This is a genomic window from Planococcus chinensis (assembly GCF_020071995.1).
Lineage (GTDB): Bacteria > Bacillota > Bacilli > Bacillales_A > Planococcaceae > Planococcus > Planococcus chinensis_A.
Genome location: NZ_JABWTK010000020.1, coordinates 1 through 17,869 on the forward strand (window position 1 = coordinate 1; position 17,869 = coordinate 17,869).

At 45.1% G+C, this 17,869-nt stretch carries 13 protein-coding genes and 2 riboswitches; of the genes, 11 read left to right on the top strand and 2 right to left on the bottom strand.

What is annotated here, in order from left to right:
- Positions 1-378: 378 nt before the first annotated feature.
- From HU147_RS18845 to HU147_RS18855, 3 genes are all read left to right on the top strand, one after another.
- On the top strand, positions 379-1,644 hold the full coding sequence (locus HU147_RS18845) for a S8 family peptidase (RefSeq protein WP_224077633.1): 1,266 nt from the start codon (positions 379-381) through the stop codon (positions 1,642-1,644).
- Positions 1,645-1,728: 84 nt separating this feature from the next.
- On the top strand, positions 1,729-2,967 hold the full coding sequence (locus tag HU147_RS18850; protein ID WP_224077634.1) for a helix-turn-helix domain-containing protein: 1,239 nt from the start codon (positions 1,729-1,731) through the stop codon (positions 2,965-2,967).
- A gap of 235 nt (positions 2,968-3,202) precedes the next feature.
- Positions 3,203-3,880, top strand: a complete 678-nt coding sequence (locus tag HU147_RS18855) for a GNAT family N-acetyltransferase (RefSeq protein ID WP_224077635.1) — start codon at positions 3,203-3,205, stop codon at positions 3,878-3,880.
- A gap of 64 nt (positions 3,881-3,944) precedes the next feature.
- Here the strand turns inward: HU147_RS18855 and HU147_RS18860 are convergent, their stop codons facing one another.
- On the bottom strand, positions 3,945-4,451 hold the full coding sequence (locus HU147_RS18860) for a GNAT family N-acetyltransferase (RefSeq protein WP_224077636.1): 507 nt from the start codon (positions 4,449-4,451) through the stop codon (positions 3,945-3,947).
- A 249-nt stretch (positions 4,452-4,700) separates the two neighbouring features.
- Here HU147_RS18860 and ilvD point away from each other — a divergent pair, with 249 nt between their 5' ends.
- From ilvD to HU147_RS18900, 8 genes are all read left to right on the top strand, one after another.
- Positions 4,701-6,416, top strand: coding sequence for a dihydroxy-acid dehydratase (ilvD, locus tag HU147_RS18865; protein ID WP_224077637.1), 1,716 nt, complete (start codon positions 4,701-4,703; stop codon positions 6,414-6,416).
- A gap of 430 nt (positions 6,417-6,846) precedes the next feature.
- On the top strand, positions 6,847-8,316 hold the full coding sequence (locus tag HU147_RS18870) for a nicotinate phosphoribosyltransferase (protein ID WP_224077638.1): 1,470 nt from the start codon (positions 6,847-6,849) through the stop codon (positions 8,314-8,316).
- Between the two features lie 12 nt (positions 8,317-8,328).
- Positions 8,329-9,156: an ammonia-dependent NAD(+) synthetase gene (gene nadE / locus HU147_RS18875; RefSeq protein WP_224077639.1), complete on the top strand. Its 828-nt coding sequence runs from the start codon at positions 8,329-8,331 to the stop codon at positions 9,154-9,156.
- Between the two features lie 162 nt (positions 9,157-9,318).
- On the top strand, positions 9,319-10,269 hold the full coding sequence (locus HU147_RS18880) for an AAA family ATPase (RefSeq protein ID WP_053168194.1): 951 nt from the start codon (positions 9,319-9,321) through the stop codon (positions 10,267-10,269).
- Positions 10,266-11,480, top strand: a complete 1,215-nt coding sequence (locus HU147_RS18885) for a DUF58 domain-containing protein (protein WP_224077640.1) — start codon at positions 10,266-10,268, stop codon at positions 11,478-11,480. Before HU147_RS18880 ends, HU147_RS18885 begins: the two co-directional genes overlap by 4 nt.
- Positions 11,481-11,506: 26 nt before the next feature.
- Positions 11,507-13,666 (top strand): DUF4129 domain-containing transglutaminase family protein, encoded by a 2,160-nt coding sequence (locus tag HU147_RS18890; protein WP_224077641.1) that lies wholly within the window; start codon positions 11,507-11,509, stop codon positions 13,664-13,666.
- A 31-nt stretch (positions 13,667-13,697) separates the two neighbouring features.
- Positions 13,698-13,799, top strand: a riboswitch (purine riboswitch).
- A 126-nt stretch (positions 13,800-13,925) separates the two neighbouring features.
- Positions 13,926-15,464 carry a glutamine-hydrolyzing GMP synthase gene (gene guaA, locus HU147_RS18895; protein WP_224077642.1) on the top strand — a complete coding sequence of 513 codons (1,539 nt, stop codon included), beginning with the start codon at positions 13,926-13,928 and terminating at the stop codon, positions 15,462-15,464.
- A gap of 127 nt (positions 15,465-15,591) precedes the next feature.
- Positions 15,592-15,693, top strand: a riboswitch (purine riboswitch).
- A gap of 122 nt (positions 15,694-15,815) precedes the next feature.
- The gene (locus HU147_RS18900; RefSeq protein WP_224077643.1) at positions 15,816-17,153 is read left to right on the top strand and encodes an NCS2 family permease; all 1,338 of its coding nucleotides are present in this window, start codon (positions 15,816-15,818) and stop codon (positions 17,151-17,153) included.
- A gap of 501 nt (positions 17,154-17,654) precedes the next feature.
- On the opposite strand, the gene HU147_RS18905 is transcribed toward HU147_RS18900, so the two are convergent.
- A partial coding sequence (locus HU147_RS18905; RefSeq protein WP_224077644.1) for a hypothetical protein occupies positions 17,655-17,869 on the bottom strand: 215 nt, incomplete at its 5' end.

Below are 17,869 nucleotides of genomic sequence, written 5' to 3' on the forward strand. Positions count from 1 at the left end.
GCCCATTTAATTTCGCTTGAATATACGTTTTTGCTCATGCAAAAACACCTCCGATTTGTGTACTTATTAAAAGTGTACCATCTCGAAGGTGTTTTATATTGTCCCATTTAATTATGTTAGTCTAGAAACCACTTTTCTCAAGTGGTTTTATTTATTTCTTCTTATTAAATAAAAGCTACGCCAATATGCGTATATCGAAAGAACTAACTTCTTTAATTTTCTAAAAAAACCTGTTGATTTTCCCAATTACGCAATCCCTCATTATCTGATAACTTAAATGTACGGCATAGCTTCTCGAGCAGAAGCGGTCAGGCTGCTGCAGGACGCTGCACGTGGTGTTGAGTGCCTAAAAATCATAAGGGTAAAGGGGATTGAACGATGAAGAGATCGGCGAAGTTTTTAACATCAGTAATGCTGACAGCTACTTTGCTAGTACCGGCAATGGGCGTTAGTGCAGCAAATGGGGAAACGGCCCAGCAGCAAGGAAATGAAACATTCCGCGTTCTTGTTGATTCGGCAAATCAAAATGAATTGAAAAATGCCAAAGGCAAGTACGGTGTCCACCGCAACTTCAATTCAGAAGGCTTTACTACCACTATGAACGCTAAACAATTTGAAGCGCTTCAAAAAAATAAAAACCTGACCGTTGAAAAAGTTCCGGAATTTTCGATTGAAGAAACGTCTTCGAAGCCGGAAGCAAAATACTCCACAATGGCAGCTTCTCAATCTGTACCGTGGGGAATCAAAGCGATTTACAACGACAGCACATTGACTAAACCGACCGGCGGTGCAGGAATCAACATTGCGGTGCTGGATACAGGAGTCAATGTAAACCATACCGATTTGAGAAATAACGTTGAACAGTGCAAAGATTTCACTACCGCTACGACACTGGTGAACAATTCATGTGTTGACCGCCAAGGGCACGGGACACACGTTGCCGGTTCAGCTTTAGCTAATGGCGGCACAGGTTCAGGCGTATACGGAGTTGCACCGTCTGCTGATCTATGGGCGTATAAAGTATTGGGTGACGACGGTTCCGGCTATTCAGATGACATCGCTGCTGCCATCCGCCACGTTGCAGATCAGGCAACTGCTTTAAACACGAAAGTGGTCATCAATATGTCCCTTGGTTCTGCTGGTGAAAGCAGCTTGATCACAAATGCAGTAAACTATGCATACAGCAAAGGCGTGCTTGTTATCGCTGCAGCTGGAAACTCAGGCCCATACCAAGGATCGATCGGCTACCCGGGTGCGCTGCAAAACGCAGTAGCTGTAGCAGCTCTTGAAAACGTAATCCAAAACGGCACTTACCGCGTAGCGGATTATTCTTCCCGCGGCTATAGCTCTACAGATGGTGATTACGTGATCAACAAAGGCGATGTAGAAATTTCAGCGCCTGGTTCTTCTGTCTACTCCACTTGGTATACAGGCGGCTATTCTTCAATCAGCGGAACGTCAATGGCCACTCCTCACGTAGCAGGATTGGCTGCGAAGATTTGGGCAACAAACACTTCCGCGAGCAACACGCAATTGCGTGCTGAATTGCAGAAGCGTGCTAAAGCATACGACATCCTTTCCGGTTCAGGCGCCGCAGTTGGCGACGATTATGCTTCCGGATTCGGATTTGCCCGCGTACGCTGATCTTCTTAAAAAGACAATTCCAGCTTTCGCTGGAATTGTTTTTTTATGTTAATATTTTTTTATCTAGACAAAAAGGGTGAGCATATGAATATCGGATCTGTCATCAAGTATTACCGTACCAAAAACAATCTAACTCAGTCACAATTGGCAGACGGCATTTGTTCCATCTCGCATTTGAGTAAAATTGAATCCAATACCTATAGTCCCCATGAATCGACGATTCAGGCATTATTGGTGAAAATGGGCGTTCAATGGGAAAAAGAAGTTGACCGCTATAAACGCTTGGAACGGCAATTGGGAGAATTCATCGATTGTTCCTTGCATTACGACTTGGCTGCTATGGAAAAGCAATACAGCCAGCTCGAACAGGAAAATGATTATATCCAATCTATAGACTTAGTGAATCAATATGAACTGTATAAATTCCGTTATTACATTTACCAGAACGATCAAGCCAAAGCGGATCGGCAAAAGCATTTGCTTGAAAGGCTGGAAGGCTCCTTCACCGCACCCGAAAAATGGCTTCATCAGTTTTTTAAGTCACTTTATTACACGATGCTCAACAAGACAGAAGAATCGCTCCGTTATCTGGAGGACCTGGATAAGGGCATCCAAAGCATTCCCCAAAAGTTTGAAGGGGAGTATTATTACCAGAAAGCACGCCTGCTGATTCTGCATGACCGCTTTGAAGTGTCTGCCCATTATGCGGAGAGAGCGGCCCAGTATTACCAGCTTCACCATAATTACATCCGTCTGCTCCATGCCCAACTGTTGCTGGCGATCAATTATACAAGACGGAATTTGCTGGCACAGGCCGGCGGCATTTACGAAGTATTAAAGCGGAACGCCCATTTGACCGGACAAAAGGATCTGTATTACCAGACCTTATATAATTTTGTGGAATTGCTGAAGCAAAAAGAGGATTACCAGCAAGCCACGGAACTTTTACATGAATTAAAAGAAAATGTTCCCAAAAATTCTTATTTCTATAAAGCGGTACTTGTCAGTCTGCTGGAAGCAAGAGTGGAGAGTTCCACTGAAGTCATCCCTTTAATCAATGAATTGCGGGAATTGGCAAAAGAACCTTCAGATGAATACTTTCGCATATACGCAAACTATTTCGAGAAACGAAGTGTTTCCCAAGAGGACCTTTGGACCTATTGTGAGGAGAAAATGTTTCCATTTTTCAGAAAAAATGGTTATATAAAAGAAGGGAAAAAAGTTGCCGCTGAACTTATCGATTATTATCAGCGGAATAAAGAGTGGGAGAAAGCGCATTTCTACCGCACTTATAATGAACGAAACGGTGGTGAATATTTATGAAGACTGGAAAAAACTTATTCGCAACAATCCTGACAGCAGCGATGATTGCTGCTGTCGCATTGCCAATGGCAGCGCCTCACATCTTGCCGCCGCTTTAAGCAAAAAACGTACGATCAAGGCTTTCAGTCATTCTGGCTGGAAGCCTTTTTGCATTGTAAAAGAGCCTTTAAATGAGATCTTTTAAAAGGTTTGCTTATAATAGAAAGAAATGATAAGTGGAAGGACGGGGAAGGGGATGTACAGGAAAAAACAGTATGTTTTCAAAGAAAATGAACCGGTGCTGGCTACTGTCAGGAATTACAAGAAAGAAGATTTTGCCGGATTGATTGCTGTTCAGGAAGAAAGTTTTCCGCCGCCGTTTCCAGAAGACTTGTGGTGGACAAAAGAGCAATTGGCCAGCCATTTGAAGCATTTCCCGGAAGGCGCAATTTGCGTGGAAGTGAACGGAGAAATTGCGGGATCGATGACCAGCCTGCTGGTCGACTTTGATCCACTGCATCCACAGCACACCTGGGAAGAAGTGACGGACAATGGCTCGATTGGCAATCACAAGCCCGATGGAAAAACGCTGTATATTGCAGACTTATGCGTCAAACCGTCGTTCCGCAAGCTCGATTTAGGCAAGATGATGATGCAGTCAATGTATGAGCATGTAGTCCATTACGGATTGGACCGGCTCCTAGGCGGAGGAAGAATCTCAGGCTACCACAAATATACGAATGAACTGACCGCTGAACAGTACGTCGCCCAAGTGATCAGCGGCAAGTTGAAAGATCCGGTCATCACTTTTTTGCTCCGCTGCGGCCGGACGCCGTTGTCGCTTGTTTCCGATTATCTGGAGGACGCTGAATCGCACAACTATGCTTTATTGATGGAATGGAAAAATCCTTTTATCAAAGATGAATCATTGTAAAACTTCTCGTAGAAGATGACTCAATTAAAAAACCAGCAGCTGCAAAAATGCAGCTGCTGGTTTTTTAATGCATTAAATTGAGCCGAAAAGCTTTCACGATGATGCCGTCATCCAGAGGTTCAAAGTCGAGAGAAGGAACCCGGCTGAATCCTATTTGCTTGTATAAGCGAATGGCACTTTCCATAAAATGAGCGGTATGCAAGCCGATGAACGGATAACCTTGTTTTTTGGCAGCGGCTATGCAATGCTCAACCAACGCTTTGCCAATTCCGTTGCTTCTGAAATTTGCATCCACCGCAAGCATCCGGATTTCCGGAAATTCAAGAGCCGCTGTATCCCATTCATAAGCCTGCGATTGAGAAGGGAATAAGACAATGCTTCCGGCAATCGTTCCATCGATTTCCGCAACAAAAACTTCTGCATCGGAGTTTTTAACGTTTTCGGAAGTTAAGGTGTTTTTTAATATTTCCCAATGACCGGCAGGGATAATCTGGCTAAAAGGTTCATACGATGCCAGCCGCTGCTTTTTGATGGCCTCGTATTCATGAATGAATGCTTTTCTGATGATCAAAAATATACCTCCCGTGCTTGTTCGCTGTGAATATCTCGAATGAAGCATAACTGTGAGTAGTATAGCACTTTTTTATGTAAGTGGCAGTTCCAATGGTAAAAGAATGATATTTGCATATATCTGTAAATGAAAAGGCTTACATATGAAATTTTTTTAACAATTTAAAATTAAATGAGGATAAAAATTTGAAATTCATTGAATTGTTTTAATATTTCTCTATAATGAGTTAAAAGAAAGGAAAGATGCCTTATGACAAAAGATTTGCGTATCAATAGTAAAGTGTTCGAAGGGGCGATGAAAGCGCCAAACCGTGCCATGCTCCGGGCAGTAGGTTTTTCTGACGATGATTTCACCAAGCCGCAAATTGGCGTAGCAAGTACATGGAGCGAAGTGACTCCTTGCAATATACATATTCATGATTTGGCAGTGAGCGCAAAAAAAGGGGCGGCAGAAGCTGGCGGAAAGCCGATGATTTTCAATACGATCACTGTTTCGGACGGGATTTCAATGGGGACGGAAGGGATGAAATATTCGCTTTCAAGCCGTGATGTGATTGCCGATTCCATTGAAACCGTGGTAGGGGCGGAAAGTTTGGACGGCTTAGTCGCAATCGGCGGCTGTGATAAAAACATTCCGGGCTGTTTGATTGCCATTGCAAATTCAGAAGTTCCGGCGGTCTTTGTCTACGGCGGAACAATTGCGCCGGGAAGAAACAACGGCCAGGACATTGACATTGTGTCGGTGTTTGAAGGGGTAGGGCAGCACAACGCCGGTACGATCGACGACGGCGCTCTCCGCAAAATTGAATGTGCGGCTTGTCCGGGCGCCGGTTCTTGCGGCGGCATGTACACGGCGAACACAATGGCGTCTGCTGCAGAAGCGATGGGCATGAGTTTGCCGGGCAGTTCGTCAAATCCTGCCGAAACAGAAGGCAAGAAAGCGGACTGCGAAGCTGCAGGAGCGGCTGTTTACAATTTGCTGGAACAAGGCATTTACCCGAAAGACATCATGACGAAAGAAGCGTTTGAAAATGCTATTACCGTCGTGATGGCGCTTGGCGGTTCAACCAATGCCATCCTTCATCTATTGGCCATTGCGCATGCGGCAGAAGTCGATTTGACGATTGACGATTTTGACCGCATCCAAAAAACGGTGCCACATATCGCTGATTTAAAGCCGAGCGGCAAATACGTCATGCAGGATCTGCATCGTGTAGGCGGTGTACAAGCCGTAATGAAAGTGTTGCTTGAAGCAGGGTACTTGCACGGCGACTGTATGACGGTGACTGGAAAAACCTTGGCGGAAAACTTGAAAGAGGCACCGGATTTATTGGAAGGCCAGCAAGTGATCATGCCATTCGACAAGCCGAAACGCAAAGACGGTCCGTTGATCGTCTTAAAAGGGAATTTGTCGCCGCGGGGCGCAGTCGCCAAAATGTCGGGCGTTAAAGTGAAACGCCATTCAGGGCCGGCACGCGTTTTTGACAACGAACCGGAAGCAACAGCTGCTGTAATGGCAGATAAAATCAACGACGGCGATGTGTTGGTCATCCGTTATGTAGGGCCAAAAGGCGGGCCGGGAATGCCGGAAATGCTGTCGATATCAGGAATTCTTGTCGGAAAAGGCATGGACGAAAAAGTCGCTTTGTTGACAGATGGACGTTTCTCCGGCGGCACGCACGGACTGGTGGTTGGCCATATTGCTCCGGAAGCGCAAGTCGGCGGACCGATTGCTCTTTTGAAAGAAGGGGATATCGTTACAATCGATTCCGATACTCAGGAAATAACGATGGATGTTTCAGAAGAAGAATTGGAAGCACGCCGTAACGCGTGGGTGGCTCCGCCGCTGCATAAGAAAGGTGTGCTCGGGAAATATGCGCACAATGTGACTTGCTCTTCCAAAGGAGCGGTGACTGATTACTTGAACCGGGAACAAACGGAAGCGACAGTTCCGGTGAAAAATTAATAAAAGAATTGGAAAAGGGATGCCCTCGATTTGAGGGCATCCCTTTGATTTTGCAAGGTAACATTAATTTATTTTTGACTCAATTTTTCAACCCGTTTCATCGGGGGAATCATTTCCATTGAAAGTTCTTTCTTTCAGTGCCGCGGTCATAGTTCCACTGGGTGCCTTCTAACTTAAGCAACGTAAACCCTACCTTCTTTTACGTCCTTGCGATCCTGAAATCGCGCCAGTGTGAATAAGTATTCTCAAAAACATTGTTGTAGAATGCCAGATTATCAAAATATATCCGTTACCTCTTTGTTAACTAAACTAGTATCTCACATTTCTGAAATGCAGTCAACTAATTAGCCGCTATAAGGATTTGTTTTTTGAAACATGACTATTGGGGTATAATAAGAAAAATTAAACAATGCGGAAGAAGGAGATTTTTATGCAGAAAACATACTCAGATGACAGCTTAGCCTTACATACCGATTTATACCAAATCAATATGTCCGAGTCTTATTGGGCAGACGGCATGCATGAACGAAAAGCGGTGTTTGAACTTTTTTTCCGGAAGCTGCCGTTCGGCAATGGCTACGCCATTTTTGCCGGGCTGGAACGTGTTTTGGATTATTTGAGAGATTTCCGTTTCACTGAAAGCGACCTTGCGTACCTTCAAGATGAAGTCGGCTACAAAGAAGACTATATCGAATATTTGCGGACAGTGCGTTTTACAGGAAACGTCTACTCTGTTCTGGAAGGCGAGCTGGTTTTCCAAAACGAACCGCTGATCCGGATCGAGGCTCCTCTAGTAGAAGCCCAGTTAATCGAAACTGCTCTTTTAAATATCGTGAATTACCAAACTTTGATTGCCACAAAAGCAAGCCGCATCAAGCAGATTGTCAAGGAACAGCGGGTGATGGAATTTGGTACGCGGCGTGCGCAGGAAATGGATGCGGCCATTTGGGGAACAAGAGCTGCGTTTATCGGCGGACTTGAAGCAACGAGCAATGTCCGGGCAGGCAAACGATTCGGCATTCCGGTTGCCGGGACCCACGCCCATTCCATGGTCCAGGCTTACAAGGATGAATACGAAGCGTTTCATTCGTATGCCAAACGCCACAAAGACTGCGTGTTCCTTGTGGACACATATGATACCTTGAAATCCGGTGTGCCGACTGCAATCCGGGTAGCGAAAGAACTGGGAGACAAAATCAATTTCCAAGGCATCCGCCTGGACAGCGGCGATATTGCCTTTCTGTCGAAAGAAGCCCGGAAAATGCTGGATGAAGCCGGATTCCAGGATGTCAAAATTGTCGTTTCCAACGATTTGGATGAATACACGATATTAAACTTGAAAGCACAGGGAGCCCGTGTGGATTCCTGGGGAATCGGGACAAAGCTGATTACAGCTTACGATCAACCGGCGCTTGGCGCAGTATATAAAATTGTCGCCATTGAAAACGAACACGGCGAAATGGAAGATACCATCAAAATTTCCGGCAATGCGGAAAAAGTCACTACCCCAGGACAGAAAAACGTTTATCGGATTATAGACAGGGAAAATGGAAAATCAGAAGGTGATTACATTACGATGCAGGATGAAAATCCTGCTGAAGAAGATCATCTGAAAATGTTCCATCCGGTCCATACTTATGTCTCAAAATTTGTTTCCAATTTTGATGCGGTGAATATCCACCGCCATGTCGTGGCAGACGGAAAAATTATTTATGACAATCCTTCTGTCCAGGAAATGCAGGCATTTGCAGCGAAGAATCTGGAGCTGTTATGGGACGAATACAAACGTTCATTAAATCCGGAGGAATACCCAGTCGATTTAAGCCAGAAGTGCTGGGACAACAAGATGCGCAATATCCAGGAAGTGAAAGACGCAATTCAACAACTTACAGGAAAATAAGGGGGAGTATTCATGTCAGATTTGCAAAAAACGATCATTGAAGAACTTAAAGTTCAGCCTTCCATAAATCCGAAAGAAGAGATTGAACGAACGGTTTCATTTTTAAAAGAATACTTGGTGAAGCATCCGTTTTTAAAAGGATTTGTTTTAGGCATTTCCGGAGGTCAGGATTCGACCTTAGCCGGAAAGCTGGCGCAAATGGCGGTTGACGAATTGAACGCAGAAGCGGGTGAAGCTGCATACGGCTTTTATGCAATCCGCTTGCCGTATGGGCAACAGTTTGATGAACACGATGCGCAGGATGCCATTGAATTTATCGACCCGACCAAAGTGTATACAGTCAATATTAAAGAAGCGGTGGATGCTAGCAAACGCGCCCTGGATGCTGCAGGCATTGAGCTGACGGATTTCGCCAAAGGAAACGAAAAAGCACGTGAACGGATGAAAGTACAATTTTCAGCTGCAGCCATGCACAATGCGGTTGTCCTTGGGACGGACCATGCAGCTGAAGCGATTACCGGTTTCTACACGAAATTCGGCGACGGGGCTGCCGACTTGACTCCGTTGTTCCGCTTGAACAAACGCCAAGGCCGGGCGATGTTGAAAGAACTTGGCTCGCCGGAGCATTTGTATACGAAAATTCCGACAGCCGATCTGGAAGAGGATAAACCTGCAATTCCGGATGAAGTGGCGCTTGGCATCACCTATGACATGATTGATGATTATTTGGAAGGCAAGAAAATTCCGCAAGATGCACAGGAAAAATTGGAAGGCTATTACTTGCGTTCCCAGCATAAACGCCATTTGCCGATCACGATTTTTGATGATTTCTGGAAATAATCTAAACAAAACAGAGCTTGTCTTCTTGAGCTCTGTTTTTTATTTGCGGAAAAAGTCCTTATAAAAGTTACAGACAGTTGAGAAAATTATATAAATTCGTTATGCTTATGATAAGATTTCGACAATTTAAAATACGCGAATCTATATACTGGGGGAATCAGGATGAATGCTAAAGACCGCTTGAATGCAGTAATTGACAATATAGAAAAAGTGATTATCGGCAAACGCCATATCGCCGAATTAAGCATCGTAGCTATGCTTTCCCAAGGGCATGTACTGCTGGAAGATGTACCCGGGGTCGGCAAAACGATGTTGGTAAGAGCGCTTGCGAAATCCATCGGCGCTGATTTTAAACGGATTCAATTCACTCCTGACCTGCTCCCGTCAGATGTTATAGGCGTTTCCATCTATAATCCGAAAGACATGGAGTTTCATTTCAGGCCAGGACCGATTATGGGCAATATCGTATTGGCCGATGAAATAAACCGGACTTCCCCTAAAACGCAATCCTCTTTGCTAGAAGCGATGGAAGAAGCTTCCGTCACGATTGACGGCGTAACTCAGCACATACCGAAACCGTTTTTCGTTATGGCTACTCAAAATCCCATTGAATATGAAGGGACCTATCCATTGCCGGAAGCACAACTGGACCGTTTCCTCCTGAAAATCAAAATCGGCTACCCAAGCTCCCGCGAGGAAATGGAAGTGTTGAACCGCTCCCAGGTTTCTGCGCCGATTGATGAACTCCAGCCGGTCATGACGCTTGAGGAGCTGTTGAAATTGCAGGAAGAAGTGAAGCGGATCAATGTCGATGAGACCATCCGAAGCTATATCGTGGATTTAGCCAGACAAACCCGAATTGACCCTTATGTGTATTTGGGAGTGAGCCCAAGGGGATCTATTGCCTTGATGAAAGCTTCCCAAGCCTACGCTATGCTTAAAGGCCGGGATTTTGTGACGCCGGATGATGTGCAGCATTTGGCGAAATTTGTCTTTGGCCACCGCATCATGCTGCGTTCGGAAGCGCGTTATGATGGAGTTACGGCTGAAGAAATCACAGACCGTATTTTGGCGAAAACCCGAGTTCCCGTTCAAAGGCTAGTCGGCCAATGAACAAAGCGAAAGAATTTATAAATTTATGGGGGAGGCTGCTTTTTGTCCTGGGCCTCCTTTTGCTGACATTTTCGTTTGCCATGTTTCAAGGCGGATTTGTCAGCTGGTTCATTTTTTATATGGCTTTGCCTTTTGCTTTATATTCCGTGTTGCTGACATTTTACCCTCTAAGCGATATTGAATTATCCCGTGATATCCATACCGCCCAAGTGCGAAAAGGAAGCAGTTTTTCTGCGACCATTCATATGCGAAGAAAACTCCGATTTCCTTTGCTTTATACAGTCCTTACTGAAAAGACCCATTCTCCCGCATTACAAAAACAAACTGCCGGCATGAATCAGAAAATGTTCGTTCCGGGATTTCGGAAAAATTATTCATGGACATATGAGATTGAACATATGCCGCGGGGAGAACATGTTTTGGAAGGCGTTCAAATTGAAATAGCCGATTTCTTCGGCTGGGTCCGCAAAAGCAGATTGGTGCCGCTGCAGCAAAAAGTACTCGTCTATCCCAATACCGTAGACATTATTTATCGGCCGATGGAATCCAAATACGATCACGGCTCAATGGCTGCGCCGTTTACGCTGGTCAAAGATACGACCATGGCTACCGGCATCCGGGATTACCATCCGGGCGACCGGGTTTCGTGGATTCACTGGAAGTCATTTGCGCGGACGCAGACAATGCGCACGAAGGAATTTGAAGACCGTCAGTCCCAGGACCTGTTTTTGATGGATGACCGGCGGCCTTCGGAGAAATTCGAAATTCAAGTGGAATTGGTGGCTTCTATTCTTAAGTCGATTGTGCATTCCAATTCAAGTGTGTCTTACTTATCGATTGGCGAAACCCGCAATCATTTTCCGGTTATCCAGACCGAAGAACATCTGCATCGGATCATGTACCATTTAACAAAAGTCCAGGCCGATCTGCAGAAACCTGCTGAAGATGCAGGGGGGCGTGAACTCCAGAAAATCCAGGCCTCGAGCCTTTTGTATGTGACCAGCCATTTAACCATTGAGATGGTGAAAGCCATTCAGCGAAATGTGAAGCACTTGAATACGTGCATGTGTTTGGTTGTTGCCCATAAAGGAGAACGCCCTTCTCCTCAGGAAGAAGCTGCCCATCAATTTGCCCGTTCAAAAGGTTTTACTGTGAAGCGTGTCAGTCCGGATAATTTTTCATCGGTATTTACGGAGGTGAACGGCAAATGACTTCCATAAGGAAAAATATATGGTTTATGGCAGGGCTGTACATTCTGGTCTTTTTCCTGCTGGCCGAATGGCTGACGCCGGTCATGACTTTAACGGCTACTGCATATAAACCGCTGTTTTTGATTTTTATTGCAATGGCGCTTGGAATGTCCTTATTAAAAGTCTCCTGGTGGATTTCGGGGCCGTTGAAATTGCTCTATGTTTTATGGTTTATCGTTTACGTGTATACGGGTGAAGTGTTTTTCACCGGCGACGCCATTGCATTTGTCTGGCAAGATTTGAAAATCAATCTAGCTGCTCTTTTTTCGCAAAACTGGGCGAACACGACCGATGTTTTTCGGACGCTTTTATTTTTCGCGCTGTTATGGATGGCTGTTTACTTGATCCATTACTGGGTGAGCTTCCGTCTAAGCATTTTCCTGTTTTATTTGTTGACGGTGGTTTTTATTGCCGTTTTAGATACATTCAGCCCTTATACAGGAAATACGGCCATTATCCGCATTATGGTCATTGGCTTATTGCTGGCCGGCCTTCTGCATTTGGCTAGATGGACCGAGCGGCACCGGATAGAACTGAGCAGCGAAAAAATTGCAGCGGCAATCATTCCGTTGTTTATCATGATTGCGGGTTCTACGGCCGTGGCGCTTTATTTGCCGAAATCCGGCCCTGTGTGGCCGGATCCTGTTCCGTATATTACGTCTTTTTCAAGCGGAGCGGGAAGCGGGCCGGGCGGTACAGTCGGAAGAATCGGCTATGGAGTGAATGATTCACAGCTGGGCGGTTCGTTCATCGGCGACAGCTCCCCGGTATTTAAAGCGGAAGTTGCCAGCGGACAGTACTGGAAAGTGGAGTCAAAAGACATTTATACGACAAAAGGCTGGGAACTGACGGAGAATATCGGCGACTCTTTCCTGTATGAAAACGGGGACTTTATTGCGACCGATTTCACGCCGGGAGACCCGGAAATGCAAGAAACTGCGCTCCTGTCGATGGATCAGGATTTCCCTTTTGTGTTGTATCCTTATGGGACTGAATCGGTTGTAATGGATGAAAATTTGGATTATCAATACAATACGGCAGACCAGCGAATTGAAACCTATCAGCAAGGCGATGTTTTTGAACCGGAAGTATACGAAATCACGTTCAGTGAGCCGACTTTCAGTTTGACGGCATTGCGTGAAACTTCCCGGGAAGATTTGGCGGAACTGCCGGCCGAATTTGACCGTTATCGCCAGTTGCCGGCCGAGCTGCCGCAGCGGGTACGGGATTTGGCAGAAGAAATAACAGCCAGTTCAACTACAATCTACGATAAAGCACGGGACATCGAGAGGTACTTCAGCAATGCCGGATTTGAATACAGCCAGCAGGATATCCCGGTGCCGGACGAAGACCAGGATTACGTCGATCAATTTTTATTCGATACGAAAAAAGGCTATTGCGATAACTTTTCCACATCGATGGTCGTCCTGCTGCGTTCTCTGGATATCCCAGCCCGGTGGGTGAAAGGGTTTAATGAAGGGGAAATCGTGGAGACGAAAGATGACACAGATATTTACCAAATCACCAATAACAATGCCCATTCCTGGGTAGAAGCTTATATGCCTGGAGTCGGCTGGATGCTGTTTGAACCGACCATCGGATTTACAGGTTCTTCTGCCGTTGAGTTTGATGTGGAAGTGGATGCCGCTGAAGATGATGAAGCTACTATGCCTGATCGGCCAGAGCCTCCGCCGACTGAAGAACTAGAAGATGAAGCAGCTGCAGACCAGAATGCCGGTCCGTCTATCTGGAGCCGTTTTCAATCGTTCCTTGACGAAAACAGCAGCAAAATCGGTTGGGGGGCGATTGCCCTTGGTGTACTGGCGGCGATTTTCTATAAATTCCGCCATAAATGGCTGCCCCGTGTCTTAATTCCTTATTACCGATTGCGCAGCGGCGATACCGAAACATTCGAAAAAGCCTATCTGCGGCTTTTGAAGCAACTGGAATTATATGGGATAAAAAGGGACGAAGGGCAGACCTTAAAAGCTTATGCTTCTTATATCGACTCATTCTTTGGAACAAAAGATATGACCCGCCTAACCAATGCTTATGAGCAGTCAATCTATGGCGGGCGTAAGGATTCCATTGAATGGCGGGAGTTGCAGGAAAGTTGGGAAAATTTAATCAAACAGACAACCGGTTGATTTTGGTCGGGCTAGCTTGTACAATTGAGAAAATTAAAAGTACAAGTGCCCTCATATATGTCTGGTAATATGGACCAGATGTCTCTACCAAGTCCCCGGAAATGACTTGACTATGAAGGTGGATGACGCATGCGTTCAGACATGTGCATTCGCCTTTTTGATGTAGAGCAAAAGAACGCGAGGAATCCTTTTCCGCGTTCTTTTGTCATTTTGAGGCCTGAATTGAATAGAAGAGGTGAAGAGTGTGCCAGCAAGTCCGATGTTAAAAGAGCAAAAGAAAATTGTGGTTTTGGATTTTGGAAGCCAGTATAACCAATTGATTACACGGCGTATTCGTGAAATTGGAGTTTACAGTGAATTGCACCCGCATACCATTACTGCAGAAGAAATCAAAGAAATGAACGCAACAGGCATTATTTTCTCAGGCGGCCCGAATTCGGTTTATGATAAAAATGCTTTTTCTGTAGATGATGCGATTTTTGAAATGGGTCTTCCGATTTTAGGGATCTGCTACGGCATGCAATTGATGGCGTTGCATTTAAACGGCAAAGTTGAAAAAGCCCAAAACCGTGAATACGGAAAAGCTGAACTGAAATTGACCAAAGAAAGCGCCTTGTTCAAAGGCTTGCCGGAAGAACAGATTGTCTGGATGAGCCACGGCGATTTGGTCACTGCAGCGCCTCCTGGATTTGATGTAATCGGCACGAGCGCAAGCTGCCCGATTGCTTCGATGGCAGATGAGTCACGCGGTTTCTACGGTGTTCAATTCCACCCGGAAGTCCGCCACTCGATTTACGGCAATGAGTTGCTGCGCCAATTCGTATTTGATGTTTGCGGCATGACCGATGACTGGTCGATGGAAAACTACATCGAACTGGAAATTGAAAAAATCCGTGAAGAAGTCGGCGACAAAAAAGTTCTTTGCGCATTAAGCGGCGGCGTTGATTCTTCCGTTGTGGCTGTCTTGATCCATAAGGCGATCGGCGACCAATTGACTTGTATGTTCGTTGACCATGGCCTTCTTCGTAAAGGAGAAGCAGAAAGCGTCATGAAAACTTTCGCTGACGGTTTCCACATGAACGTCATCAAAATCGACGCACGCGACCGTTTCATGAACAAGCTTGCCGGAGTAACCGATCCGGAACAAAAACGGAAAATCATCGGCAACGAATTCATTTATGTATTTGATGACGAAGCTTCCAAATTGGAAGGCATGGACTTTCTGGCACAAGGTACGCTGTACACAGACATCATTGAAAGTGGGACGACTACTGCACAAACTATCAAGTCGCACCATAATGTCGGCGGTCTTCCAGAAGACATGCAGTTTAAATTGATCGAACCCTTAAATACCCTATTCAAAGATGAAGTGCGTGTACTGGGAACTGAACTTGGCATGCCGGATGAAATCGTTTGGCGCCAGCCATTCCCAGGGCCGGGCCTTGGCATTCGCATCATGGGCGCAGTAACGGAAGAGAAATTGGAAATCGTCCGTGAATCCGATTGGATTTTGCGTGATGAAATTAGCAAAGCCGGACTTGACCGGGACATCTGGCAGTACTTTACGGTTCTTCCGGATATCCGCAGCGTCGGCGTCATGGGCGATGCCCGTACGTACGATTACGCAATCGGCATCCGCGCTGTCACTTCAATTGATGGCATGACTTCTGACTGGGCGCGCATTCCTTGGGATGTATTGGAGAAAATCAGCGTCCGTTTAGTCAACGAAGTTTCGCATATCAACCGCGTCCTGTATGATATTACGAGCAAGCCACCTGCAACAATTGAGTGGGAATAAAATAAAAATGAAGCTGTACTTCTTTATAAGAAGTGCAGTTTTTTCTTTTTGACGAACTATAAAGCGAAAAAATATAAAAACGTTCGGTTTTAGACTTGTTAGATTGAAAAAATCATGTTATATTACGATAGAAATTAAATAACGTTGTCGTATAATGTCGGGAATATGGCCCGAAAGTTTCTACCGAGTTACCGTAAATGACTCGACTACGATTTTTGTCCGTTCGTTTAATAAACCGGGCACTCTTCAATGAAGATTGAGTTGAAGAGATAAATCGAGCACATACGGCATGAAGCTGTGTGTGCTTTTTATGTTTTAGCATTATCGCGACGACACACGGAGGAAAATAACATGAAAAAGTATTTTCAGTTCGAGGAACTGGGAACTAACTACCGCCGGGAAATCATCGGGGGATTAACAACATTTTTGGCGATGGCTTATATTTTAGTCGTTAACCCGCTCACACTTACATTAAGTTCCGTACCGGATCTGCCTGCTGAAATGTATATGGATTATGGCTCGGTATTTATGGCGACTGCGCTTGCTGCAGCTGTTGGGTGTTTAATGATGGGGATCATCGCCAAGTATCCGATTGCACTTGCGCCGGGTATGGGATTGAATGCATTCTTTGCTTACACGGTTATCTTAACGTATGGCATTCCTTGGCAAACTGCTTTGACAGGCGTTTTATTTTCTGGCTTAATCTTTATTGTTCTTTCTCTGTCAGGGCTTCGTGAACGAATTATTAATGCCATTCCGAACGACTTGAAATTAGCGGTCGGAGCGGGTATTGGACTTTACATTACTTTTATCGGACTTCAGAACGCGGGAATCATTGTCGGAAATGAAGCGACGATGGTGGGACTTGGTGATTTAGCGGTGCCTTCTACGTTGCTTGCGATTTTCGGCATGGTAGTGACCGTCATCCTGATGGTGCGCCGCGTCAAAGGCGGAATTTTCTTCGGGATGATCATTGCTGCTGCAGTTGGCATGATTTTTAAAGTAGTGGAATTGCCAAGCGCTATTGTAGATTTTAACGTTCCGAGTATGGCTCCTACATTCGGTGTAGCGCTGGACCCGATTCTTCACGATTTTGGTTCACTTATGAATATTGAATTCCTGGTAATCGTTTTGACCTTCTTGTTTGTTGACTTCTTTGATACGGCAGGAACATTGGTTGCTGTCGCGACTCAAGCGCGTTTGATTAAAGATGATAAACTTCCGCGCGCAGGAAGAGCGCTTCTTGCTGATGCAGTTGCTACTGTCAGTGGAGCAATCTTCGGAACATCGACGACAACTTCTTACATTGAATCGAGCGCAGGTGTTGCCGCGGGAGCACGCTCAGGCTTTGCTGCCGTCGTCACAGGTTTGCTTTTCTTAATTTCGATTCTGTTCTATCCGCTGCTCGAAGTGATCACAAGCGCGGTAACGGCCCCAGCGTTAATCATTGTTGGTGTCCTGATGGTTTCGGCTTTAGGAAGAATCGATTGGTCGAAATTCGAAATTGCCGTTCCAGCATTCTTGACGATGATTTCAATGCCGCTTGGCTATAGCATCGCAACAGGAATTGCCATTGGATTTATTTTCTATCCGATCACAATGGTTACGGCAGGCAAGGCCAAGCAAGTTCACCCGATCATGTACGGACTGTTTGTTATTTTCATTCTCTATTTTATCTTCATTGCTTAATTCCAGGCCCGCCAGATTCAATGGCGGGCTTTTTATTATATAGAAGAAAAGGAAAAGTGAACGAATGCAGTCAACGTGATTTAGATTTAGGAAATCTAGTGTGATGCCTTGGGAATTTTGAGCGTTCTTTAAAGCAGTAATCGTATACTATAGAAGGAAGCTGAAAAGGGGAAGTGAAAAGCAGGGGGAAATAGAAAAAGGAGAAGCTAGGGAAAATCACCAACACTTAGAATGTAAAGGAACAGTTTCCTTTCAAAGTTGTAACAAGTTTGTAACTTTTATATTTCGAATATTCTGTTATAATAAAAAATGTAAACGGTTAATATTTATTTATTATTTTTCTCGAATTTGTTGACTTATATCGAGAACCTTGATATATTAGTACATGTCCTCAGGGAAACAAAGTGAAAAAAATACTTTCATTTAAAACTTGAAAGATAGAGTTGACACGAACTGAAGGATGAAGTAAACTAATAAAGTTGCTGAATTTGAAGCGACTGATTATTGAACCTTGAAAACTGAACAGCAAAACGTCAACAATAGCAACGGCCGCGCAAAACGGCCCGCGCACAACTTACTGATCAGGCAGTGCCAGATCAAGCGACTCGCGCGTTCTTCGGAACGGCGAGACGCCAGCAGAATTTGAGCAATCGGTTCTCTATAATGGAGAGTTTGATCCTGGCTCAGGACGAACGCTGGCGGCGTGCCTAATACAT